6 protein-coding genes and 1 pseudogene are annotated in these 10,340 nt (G+C 57.6%); 5 read left to right on the plus strand and 2 right to left on the minus strand.

All coding sequences use genetic code 11. The features are described 5' to 3' along the window. The first annotated feature begins 457 nt into the window (after positions 1-457). Positions 458-1,228, plus strand: coding sequence for a YggS family pyridoxal phosphate-dependent enzyme (locus IVB01_RS14715; RefSeq protein WP_247494665.1), 771 nt, complete (start codon positions 458-460; stop codon positions 1,226-1,228). Between the two features lie 351 nt (positions 1,229-1,579). Further along, positions 1,580-1,711: pseudogene (locus IVB01_RS14720) on the plus strand (WGR domain-containing protein); the annotation flags it as partial. Here the strand turns inward: IVB01_RS14720 and IVB01_RS14725 are convergent. Further along, complete coding sequence (locus tag IVB01_RS14725) at positions 1,656-2,045, minus strand: transglycosylase domain-containing protein (RefSeq protein WP_346659339.1); 390 nt, start codon at positions 2,043-2,045, stop codon at positions 1,656-1,658. The pseudogene IVB01_RS14720 and the gene IVB01_RS14725 sit on opposite strands and share 56 nt — an antisense overlap. Before the next feature lie 1,655 nt (positions 2,046-3,700). Between IVB01_RS14725 and metC the strand changes: the two genes are divergently transcribed. From metC to IVB01_RS14740, 3 genes are all read left to right on the plus strand, one after another. Continuing rightward, the gene (metC, locus tag IVB01_RS14730; RefSeq protein ID WP_247494658.1) at positions 3,701-4,927 is read left to right on the plus strand and encodes a cystathionine beta-lyase; all 1,227 of its coding nucleotides are present in this window, start codon (positions 3,701-3,703) and stop codon (positions 4,925-4,927) included. Between the two features lie 901 nt (positions 4,928-5,828). Beyond that, entirely contained in the window at positions 5,829-6,329 is a 501-nt protein-coding gene (locus IVB01_RS14735) for an autoinducer binding domain-containing protein (protein WP_247494659.1), read from the plus strand. 7 nt (positions 6,330-6,336) lie between these two features. Then, positions 6,337-6,534, plus strand: coding sequence for a helix-turn-helix transcriptional regulator (locus IVB01_RS14740; RefSeq protein WP_247494660.1), 198 nt, complete (start codon positions 6,337-6,339; stop codon positions 6,532-6,534). A 456-nt stretch (positions 6,535-6,990) separates the two neighbouring features. Here the strand turns inward: IVB01_RS14740 and IVB01_RS14745 are convergent, their stop codons facing one another. Then, complete coding sequence (locus IVB01_RS14745) at positions 6,991-7,728, minus strand: outer membrane beta-barrel protein (protein ID WP_247494661.1); 738 nt, start codon at positions 7,726-7,728, stop codon at positions 6,991-6,993. Between the last annotated feature and the right edge of the window lie 2,612 nt (positions 7,729-10,340).

Raw genomic sequence — 10,340 nt, forward strand, 5'->3', positions numbered from 1 at the left:
ACGTCGCCCGAACGCTCGTCGCAGCCCTGTGGAATGATGGAGGCCTTGCTCGATCGCGCGCTGGCGGCCACGAACGACCGACGACATGGGTCACCGCCTTTGGTTCGAAAACCATCGAATTTCAGGGCTGCAATGGCTGCTGGCGGACGTCGCGACGATCTTCACGTCGCGCCGGCTGTTGTTCTCTGCTGTGGTATCCAAGCTCGATCGCGGTGAGCGCGCTAGCGTTGACGCCGCCCACGCAAAAAGTTCGTCACGAGAGCCGCAATGAACGGCATCATACAGTGTATTGCAATCGATTGGCGCGAGAGCACTTTGACCCAGATGCCGATAGCGCGTCATGTGACCGCGGCGAAGACGGCCCTATATCTGGACGGAACGATCGAAATTCAGTATGTCGCGATCTCTCGCTCACTGAAGAGTCGAGTGAGGGACCAGGGGCGGACGATGTCAGAAAATAGAGAACGAGAGGTTCACGAATGATCCGCGCTCGCTTTTTCGCTCCAATCTCGATGAACTTGAACAACGGATAAAGACGGCTTGCGTGCGGGCAGGCCGTCGCCGCTCGGAAGTTCGTCTGTTGCCCGTTAGCAAGACGGTGCCAACCGCCGTCATCCGTATCGCGTCCGAACTCGGCCTCTCTAACTTCGGGGAAAACAAGGTTCAGGAAGCCGAGGGCAAGGCTCGAGATCTCGCCGATCTGTCGCTGAACTGGAGTATCATCGGCCACCTCCAGACAAACAAAGTGAATTCGATGATCAAATTCGCGAGCGAGTTTCACGCGCTGGACAGCATACGATTGGCCGATGCGCTCCAGGCCCGGCTCGGCGCCGAAGGTAGACGTCTCGACGTATTCTTCCAGGTCAACACCTCTGGTGAGGTGAGCAAATACGGTCTCTCGCCAAACGAAGTGGGCGACTTTGTGCGTCGGCTTCCCGACTATCCGGCCCTAATTCCTCGCGGCTTTATGACTCTCGCAATCTTCAGTCGTGACGCCGACAAGGTTCGCGGGTGTTTCAAGTTGCTGCGGCAGTTGCGAGACGCGCTACGCGACAGGATATCGCCGCCACTTGACCTGCTCTCTATGGGTATGACAAGCGACTTCGAGATGGCAATCGAAGAGGGGGCTGACGTCATTAGAGTTGGCCAGGCCATTTTTGGGCCGCGACCGACGAAAGACGGACACTACTGGCCCGGGCTCCTTAGAGGGAACGAAGGATCGTCTTAATGCATAGTGCTTTGCGCGGCGCTAAAACGCGAGCGCGGCCTCCCTTGAAGCGGTCCGCCGCTCCATGAGCAGAATCCGAGCCACAATGGGTGCGACGACTCAATCCGGAGATGGCAGCCCGGTAAGGGGAAGCCCGCTTGCGGGGCTTCAGCGCAGCCGTAAGCTGAGTCCCACAGGGGCGACGCCAATTCTCTCTCTTTGAGCGGCTGGAAAATAGCCCAGAAATGTCCTGAAATTCGGTGAACGCGCCGCATTCGTTTGCTCGCTGGCATGAAATTTTTGAATCGTTTCGTCCTGATCGATTCAGTAGTTTATTTGGACGGCCGTTTCGGTAGCATGCGATTCTGGCACATGTCCGAACTCACGGTGCAATACCTCGTGCTTGAACCTTGCGATCCGGCCCGGAACATGGCCCGTTTCTATGTGCTCACGATCGAGCCACCCCTGTTTGGCGACACTGCATTGTTGCGGGAATGGGGTCGTCACGCGCATTCGGAAGAGCAACATGCGAAGGTAGATCTAGTGGCGCATATATCAGGCCGGCAAGCAGGGCTGATGCGCCAAGTTCGATATCCTGAACCTGCTTGTGGAAATAACTCTGCGCAGCTTCACTGACGCCGAAGATGCCGCGTCCGATCTGCACAGGGTTTAGGTAGACCTTCAGGATTTCATCCCTTGCTGAGCCGCCATTCGAGCCAAATTGCGACAAGCGCCTCCTGAATCCTGACCTCCAAATTGCGTTCATCTGAGGGGAATAGAATCTTCGCAACCTGCTGGGTAATGGACGAGCGCACGGCCTTTGTGCCCGGGCCGGCATGCAATGAGAGCGCGATCGCGGTAAGGTCAATGCCGAAATGGCTATAGAAGCGGCGATCCCCCAGTTGCCAGCGTCGCCTTGACTAGGACGTCCGGGCTCCTTCACTGAAATCGAGCTGTACGTCGCGCAAGCGCTGGTCAGACCCGTGCGGCATTCCGGCAGGTAGAGTGTGGGATCGGCGCAGTCGCTGCATTCCTGATCACCTGCTTTTCTGAAAAAGCGGGGTTTGCCACGATCATTGATAGTATGAGGCCGATGAGCCCGAATGTTAAGGCCTCCGAGAGCGGATCGACGATCGTACAGCGCAAAGATCGGCGAACAAGCCTCGCACCGCGCATAAGCTTCGTTAGCATGCAGGCAATCGAATAGACACGCCTGGCTACAGCCATCATACGATCTTGGATTGGGGTTCTTCTTCGCGGTATAGTCTGACTCGCTTGCGTTTCAAATTATTTGAACTTAGCGCGTCGAAACGCGTGCCGCTTGCGGCACGCCGCTCCGTTCGGACGTCCCCGCCGAAGCAACGCATCTGTCGTAGTTCTGGAGCCGCGACACGCCGCAGCACAACGTAAGAACTCGCGCATCAGCTGCACCTTGCCGAGGGGGCCAGCAGCGAATTCTGCAGGTGAGAAGAGATCCCAGGCGAGTGAATTGTTTAGCTCTCGCGGGCTATTGTCGAGCGCTTCTGGTCCGCAAGATCTGGTTCTGGTTGCCAGCAGGCGGGTTGCTCGAGCGAGTTGCGCGACGGCGCGTGACTGCTGCAGCTCTCTGCGGAGCGGGCCGTAGCCATATGCAGCCGCGCGCGCTCTCGTCGGCTGCGAAAACGCCGAGTGCGGACGCCGTAGCTGGCCCCACCGGCGGCGACAATCGAAAGGACAATAAGAGCTGCCACCATCATCTCAAGCGCGCCTCGCAGATCCTCAATGTGCCGCGCCGGCACCTTGAGCCCGGAATGTGTCTCGGTTCGAAGAATCGAACCGCTAGTTAGTACAACTTGACGCTAGGTACGATTCAAGTCTGCTGAGGGCCAGCTCTCGATTCAGTCAGGTGTCGGTTCTTGTTAGTTGTGATCATTCAGCGTAGTGGGGCTGCGAAATTCTCTTGCACCACGAACTTGCATGACGGCGGCGTAACGATCGTAACCGTGACTTAAATGGCGCAAATCATGCTCCGCGCTTCGCTATAAGCAGTGCAGCAACTAGGCCTTCATTGGGAAGCTGCAAAAACAAACGCCAACGCGCGAGTTCATAGAAGTGCAATTGTCAACCCACATCAAGATCGTCCCGATTTAGCCGATTTGGCGAGGAGCCCACATGCAGCGTCTTTTGTCCGACAAGAAATCCGCCTGGTGGCCGAGGCATCCGACCAGGCCGGCTTAATCCGCCTGCAGCGCGCAGCCGGCGCGTCTGGCCCGCCCTTTGCTGTAGTGATTGACCCACTGAAGAGCTGAATGAAGCTGATCACCGATATTCGGGGAGCTCGGTCCGGCGCGGTCTCACTGTGCGGTCGACAGCGCTTTCGATCTGGGAAGAGAGCTGCTCCAAGGTTGGGATACGATACAGAGTTCTCGAGTTGTCGCGCCTGAGACGAGTTGCAGATTATAGTAGTGGGCATTCGCCGCGCATTTAAGCGCCGCGATCCCAGATAGGAGAGGTATGGATCGCATCGCTTGGGATAAACTCTTGCCAGAGCCCAACACGCAATTGTCTCATCTCGGTCGCGCGCCCGCTAAACACGCCGGGATGGTCAATGTTCCTGTCTATCGAGGTTCCACGATCGTTTCGGAAACCCTCGAAGAGTGGGATAGGCGCAAGCAGAATCCAGTGACGAACTACGGACGATTCGGCTCACCGTTGTCTCGTGCTCTCGAGGCTGCCATTTGTGAACTGGAGGGCGGGTATCGTTCGATCTTGTTCCCTTCGGGGCTCTCTGCGTGCTCCCACGCACTTCTCGGGATCCTGAAGGCCGGGGATCATGTTTTGATCTGCGATAACGTCTATGAACCCGTGAGGATGTTCGCGAACCAGGTTCTAACTAGATTTGAGGTCAAGGTGGAGTACTTCCATCCCACTCAGCCTTCGGATCTACTGGCGAAGATTGGGACAAAAACGCGAGCCGTGTACCTGGAATCCCCGGGGTCCATGACGTTTGAGGTACAGGATCTGCCCGCGCTGTGCTCGATCGCACATCAATCGGGTGCGCTCGTGCTCATGGACAATACTTGGGCGACGCCGCTCTATTTCAAACCCTTTCTCCATGGCGTCGACATCTCGATCCATGCCGCGACCAAGTATATCGTTGGTCATTCCGACGCCCTTCTGGGCATTGCTACCGCTAACAAGGAAGCGTGGCCGCTCCTGCAGCAAAGCGCTCATCATTTCGGGGAGATTGCTGGGCCAGATGACATCTATTTAGCTCTTCGTGGACTGCGCACACTAGCCGTTCGCATGAGGCAGCATTACGAAAATGGCCTCAAGCTGGCTCAAAGCCTGGAAGACCACCCGGCAGTGGGCCGGGTTCTACACCCTGCGCTCCAAAACCATCCTGGCTACAATATTTGGAAGCGGGATTTCTTGGGTGCAAGTGGCCTATTCGGCGTCGTTCTGAAGCCTATCTCCAAGGCCCAGCTTTCGGTTTTCTTCCAGAAACTGCGCCTTTTTGGAATCGGATTGTCGTGGGGTGGGTACGAAAGCCTTGTGCTGCCTGTCGATGGTCCTCAACGAACGGAAGCAACGGTTTCATTTGATGGACCATTGATTCGTATTCACGCCGGCATCGAGGGGCCGAGTGATCTCATTGCGGACATGCATCAGGCGCTGCAAGCCGCCTGCGAACACTGCGTGAGCGACGCTGCTTACCAGGATGAGAGCAGAGACGGGTGATTTCAAGGGCAGTATTGATGGCGCGGAGGAGACCGATAAAAGCGACGCTTGGGGGCGCTATGCTTACCGCACAACGAGCCACTATCGTCGCGAGATCACGCCCGAACTCGTCTCCGCCCGAAACGCGGCAACTGGAATCCGAGCAGAGGTCAGTAGTGCAGACGGTCGCGAGTTCTTGGGCATGTTGGCCGAGCGGACCGATGATCTACCATTCGTAAGGCGGATTTATGGCCGTGCATCTCCGAGATGGAGCACCAGCCCCTTGCAGGAAGACCATGCGCACGGCTTCTGTCTGTCAATCTGCGTGAGCAGAACGCCCATGATGTGCGGTCAGTTGAATGTCATTTAAGCCGCAGGTGCCATTGCCGTATTCGGATGATTCGCTCGCCCAAACATGTCCGGGTGCTTTTGAACACGAGCGCTTGGCAATACGCGATCGCGCAACCGGGGATCTCCAGGGTTGCGTTCGGTACGGCGCGACCGCCATGGCAGACCGGTATCGCAGCGGATGCATGCCATTTCTGCGTCTAATTGCCTCTGCGCCCTATGACGCGGGCGCTCGGCCTAGCTAGCTCGGCTGGCCCCCGGGGCAGAGGCGGGAGGCTGACCAACGCGTAAACGATCGTTCGCGTACTTGCCGATGCAACGTATATTCTTCAGCTAGCGCGAACAAGGTTGTCTCTCTTACGACGAATGTCCGAATTCTAACAGTGAACGTTGCGTCCCCAGTTCTCCAGCACTCGTGCTTTTGCGGCACTGCTCCTGGCGCCTCAGCTGGTACGACATTTGCTGGACGCTTCAGGTCCGCCTCCTCCCGAAGAAGCGGCGCAGGGCCCCTGCCCAAATCGATCCACTCAAAAGACGCAGCACCGGTTGCCTAAGTCGGTGGCGGAGGCACCAAATGGACCTATTTTGCTTCATCGAATGCGCAAAACAGAGTCGATCTCCCGAGGTGTTGTTCAATCTGCTTGTGAGCTGTTCGAGCGAACAGGGCTTCAGTCAAGTCGCTTACGGGGCGCTGACGGACGCGGAGCCGACCCGCCGGCCAGAGTATCTGCCAGCCGCCGTGACAGTGAACTTTCCTTCCGCGTGGTGCGAGCGCTATGCTGAACGCCGATACAATGCCATCGATCCCGTGGTTCGGCGTACGACGATGCAGTCGGCTCCGTTTCTATGGGATCAACTCGCTCACAAATATCAATTGCAACCCGGCGAAATGCGTGTGTTGAACGAGGCCAAAGAGGCCGGTCTGAAGCACGGCCTAACCGTACCACTGTTCGGACCATTTGGACAACTATCTGTCGCATCCTTTGCATCCAGGTTCGACGATGTCGACCCTGAGTATCGCCTCAGTCGTCTCAACGCATTGGCTTGCAGAAATCGCGCCGTCATCGGAGGGTAGATGCCATATGCAAGTGGCCCTATCCGAACGAGAAAAGGATTGCCTCCGCTGGGTGGAAGAGGGGAAATCATCCTGGGAAATCGGAGTCATCCTGAGAGTCAGCGAGAATACCGTGAACTTTCACCTGAAGAACGCGATGCGAAAGCTAGAGACGAACAGCCGTACCCATTGCGTTCCCAAGGCGATTCGCCTCGGTCTTATCTGACGTTTCGGCGCCGCTGCCCCGTATCGACCTATGCCGGAGCCACGAGCGAGCGATCTGACCAGCGTGACAATATGACAATAGCAGCGAGGACGTTCAGCCCAAGGTGCAGAAGATGCTGTTGCCGCGAATAGCTGACAAGCTTGTCATCTCGATCGTCTTCGGGAGCCTCGATGCGCATCCCGCCGAGGGTTGGTCGTGTCTTCGATGCGTGAGAGGTTCGCACGATTGGCTAAATCCGACGTGGACTGGCCATGACGGGAGACCATTCGCCGCATCGATGACGCGCGTGCGACAGTGATCTTCGCAAGCTGGTTGGTTGTGGATGCCGCCACTCGTCCAATATGGGAGCAGTTTTTGGGCTTGAATTGCGACAACCTAGTCGCCTGGGACCCGCCCTCGCAAAAAGCAAGCCCCGGCCATGGGCCGGGGCTTTCGATCCGCCGTTCGTACTGCGGATCAATATTTCAGAAGAAACGGGCCGCCGAACTTATAGTTGAGCCGTGCAGTCAGAAGATCGAAATCCTGGCGGATGCGATCGGTTCCGCCTGCGGGCGCGGGGAAGTGCACCGCTCCGGGCTGCATGAATAGGTGGTCGTACTCGAGGCTGACCGACCAGTTCGGCGCGAAACCGTACTCAATCCCAGCTCCCAATGCACCACCCCAAAAAATGTGGTCGCTCTTCCCAAGCTGCGCGCCCGTGAGGGTCGCGCTAATCTGATAGGTATTGCTCGTCACTGCGGCACCAGCTTTGGCGTAAAATAATACGTTGTCCACGGCATAACCGATCTGCCCCGTTACCACGCCGAACGCATCAATCTTGGTCTTGTTGATATCCGCAAACGCGACGCTGTCATTCGAGCCAGTCAAATCAGCCCAGTTCCCCTGGCCTTCAACACCAAGCACGATCTGGCCCATCTGCCTTCGATAGCCGATCTGGCCACCCACAGTAGCGCCGGTCGCATCATGGCAGCCCTCAGGCGTGCCGCCATTGAAGTCCCAGCAATTCGAGCTAGAGCCCAAGCCGCCGTTCATACCGACGTAGTAGCCGCTCCAGTCGTAGATCGTAGCCGCAACAGGCTGCGGAGCTTTGGTATAGAGAGGCTGGACGGGCTGCGCAGCCAGATCCGCGCCGAATGCGGGCGCCACCGCGCCAAGCGCCACAATGCTTACAGTCGCAAGCAACAAGTTCTTCATTTCTACTCTCATGTCTTGAGTGCCCCGAGCCTCGCGCGTCTTAACAACATCCGCGCGAATAGCTGTAGCTGCATCGCAACATTTGGGCCGAAAGGAATGCTTGAACCGAACCCTGCGTCAGGTTGCGGCGTTGCGGATCATCTTCAACTGCCTCGCTATGCTCCTTCGCGTGCGAACGTAGATTGCGTAGGCGTGGGCGAAAAGCGGGTTGCTGATCTCAGCGGATGAAGCGCACCGCAAGCCACATGACGCCCAGCCACACCGCAACCGAAAAGAGCAAAGCGCTTTGCAACGCCCTTGCTCTGATCCTGTGACGCCATCGAAGGAGCTGCGATGAGCAACCGGTGAAGCGCCGACCCCGTACAACAGCTGTCACTTCATCGTAATCTGCGAACCGGAAGTGAGAGCGATGCTTGCGAATATACGCCAGCCGCTCAGTGGGTGAGAGGCACTGTGCCCACACCTCCCCTGCCTCATCATCAAAACACGCGCTATTCTCAAGGACCTCGGCTAGGCGCTCGTCAGGTTTCATGATGCATCCGCTGTACTGACTATCGCGGATCGAGTTCTAGGAGGGAAGCCTCACCTTCGAAACCTCTCAGTTTAGATAGGCGAGTTCAGGGGAATCGAACTCGGCCAGGAAGCATTTGTCACGGTCAATGCGGTGCTGATCCTGCGCGAGATGAAAGTCGAAGTCGTGCGATAACTCTGGATCTCTCTTCTCGCCCAGTGCAGATAGCCACGGGCATCGAAGCGGCGTAGATGCCGCGGGAGAGTGAAAGGTGCTCCTTGTCGATGCTGTCGCAATCGTGCTCGCCGTCGCATTCAGTTCAAGCGCTAACTCGCGTGCCAGACATGTCTTCTCCGCGGTGTGCACCAGCGCTGATGGAATTCGTTCCGGCAATGGCTTCCGCGCATGCTCAGATCACACAAATGTACCTTGCAAGGTCCAGGGCCGGTTGCGAATGCACCGCCGCCGACCCGATCATCCGTGAACGGCCGACTCGCAGTCTTCACCGTCAATGTCTCGGGTCACATCGGCCATCAGTCACACGCTACACCGCGCTCTTGGGACTGACTCCACGCGAGCACGCGCGTGCCCTCCACGCCGCCTTGCGGTTCTGTGCTCGACGAACTGACGGCGGTCGGCGTTCGCCCTCCTGTGGCAGATCGGCCATTTCCTTGCTTGAGCAAGGCCGAATGCAGCATTAGGAACCACGGCGTGCGGGAACTCGGTGCGGCGGCGGAGCAGAACTGCCGGAATGAAAGTAAGCGCCATAGAGGCGGGCGTGCTCACGTCGCTTGCGGAACGCCAGCTGCGCATAGCGTATCCTAATCCAAAGCCGCGAAAAAAGTTCATAGTGAGAAAAAGAAGAAGTGTCGTCATCTCGATGTCTAATCCGGAGGATTGCTTTGATGTGTTACGTCACACTCCCGCCATGGGTGGTTGACTAGTTGGTCGGCGCGAGGCGGCGGATGCCTGGTTCCTACGACGTGACGCTACGTACGATCAAATCCCTTCGGGTACTGTCGCGCGACAATCTAGATGGGACGCACTTCCTTCCTTATTGCCGCGCCGCAAGCTACTCCCTGCCACTTGAGATGGCCTGCAGCAGCAGTGTGCGTGGAGCCAGACATAGTATGCAGATCCGCGGAGTGGCCCACGCCGTGATTGTTTCAGGAAAACGACATTCGTGATGGCTGGGTGGTTTGGTCAGAGTGCTGCGCTTCTCTGGGCGGCATTGCCCCGCCCGCCGGGGGCAACGGAGAAGACTTTCGGTCGCAGCTGAAACGTGGACGAGACTAGCCGTCTCGCGGCGCACTCGAAGTGCCGTTAGGACCTGGACCATTTGCGCGCCGCGGCGGCCGGCAGGCGGTCGCATTGCAGTGCAAGGGTACCGTACTCATCCTCTGAGACCGAGGTCTTGAATACACGGTTCTTGCCTTGACGATGCCTGAGAGTGGTCCTGCCACCTGTCCCGCGGCCTGCCTGCTGACGAGACGAAACTGTTAGCAAGAGCAGGCTGCCTGTATACCAATCGCTGGGCGATCTCGAAAGGACCGCCGGTTTTCAAAACCAGGACGATCGGACGTTCAACTCTTACTCCTCTAATCAAATCGAGGTTCCGCCTAGCACCTGGCGGAATTCTGCATAAGGCGTAGGTTAGATCACTCGATCGGGTAATAAGAAGACATTGTTCTAGCTCAGGGAACGACACGTGAAGCCAAGTCCGACCCGACTCATGGCGCCTGCGTTCTTGGCGATTTGCTCGTACGGCGATCTGGAGGTAAAGCTGCGACTGCCTGATCGAAAATGTTAGCTAGGATGCGGAGGTCTTCTGGATAGAAGAGGTCACCGTATTGTTTCGCCGGCACTGTTCGCCTGCTGGGTCTGCTGGCGCTCGCCTCGCCTATTGCGCCGAGTTCCAGCTTGGCCGCGACTAGTGCGCTTGTGAGTTCGTCGAGCAGCTTGACCGCTCGGAGCGCGAATTTGTCTTGGCAGATCAGTTGAGCGAAGCTCGCCGGCACGAAGGGCCGCCACGCCGCATCGAATCATGGTCATCGCGACGATGGTCAGACCGGTCCACCAGGGCACGGTGCCGGTGAGCGCG

This window comes from Bradyrhizobium sp. 164 (assembly GCF_023073715.1).
Taxonomy (GTDB): domain Bacteria; phylum Pseudomonadota; class Alphaproteobacteria; order Rhizobiales; family Xanthobacteraceae; genus Bradyrhizobium.

What these genes read in the sequence shown, in the direction of transcription:
- IVB01_RS14735 (WP_247494659.1), top strand. Translation starts at nt 5,829, where the DNA reads ATGGACCTATTTTGCTTCATCGAATGCGCAAAACAGAGTCGATCTCCC.
- IVB01_RS14740 (WP_247494660.1), top strand. Translation starts at nt 6,337, where the DNA reads ATGCAAGTGGCCCTATCCGAACGAGAAAAGGATTGCCTCCGCTGGGTG.
- IVB01_RS14725 (WP_346659339.1), bottom strand. Translation starts at nt 2,045, where the DNA reads ATGCCGGCCCGGGCACAAAGGCCGTGCGCTCGTCCATTACCCAGCAGG.
- metC (WP_247494658.1), top strand. Translation starts at nt 3,701, where the DNA reads ATGGATCGCATCGCTTGGGATAAACTCTTGCCAGAGCCCAACACGCAA.
- IVB01_RS14745 (WP_247494661.1), bottom strand. Translation starts at nt 7,728, where the DNA reads ATGAAGAACTTGTTGCTTGCGACTGTAAGCATTGTGGCGCTTGGCGCG.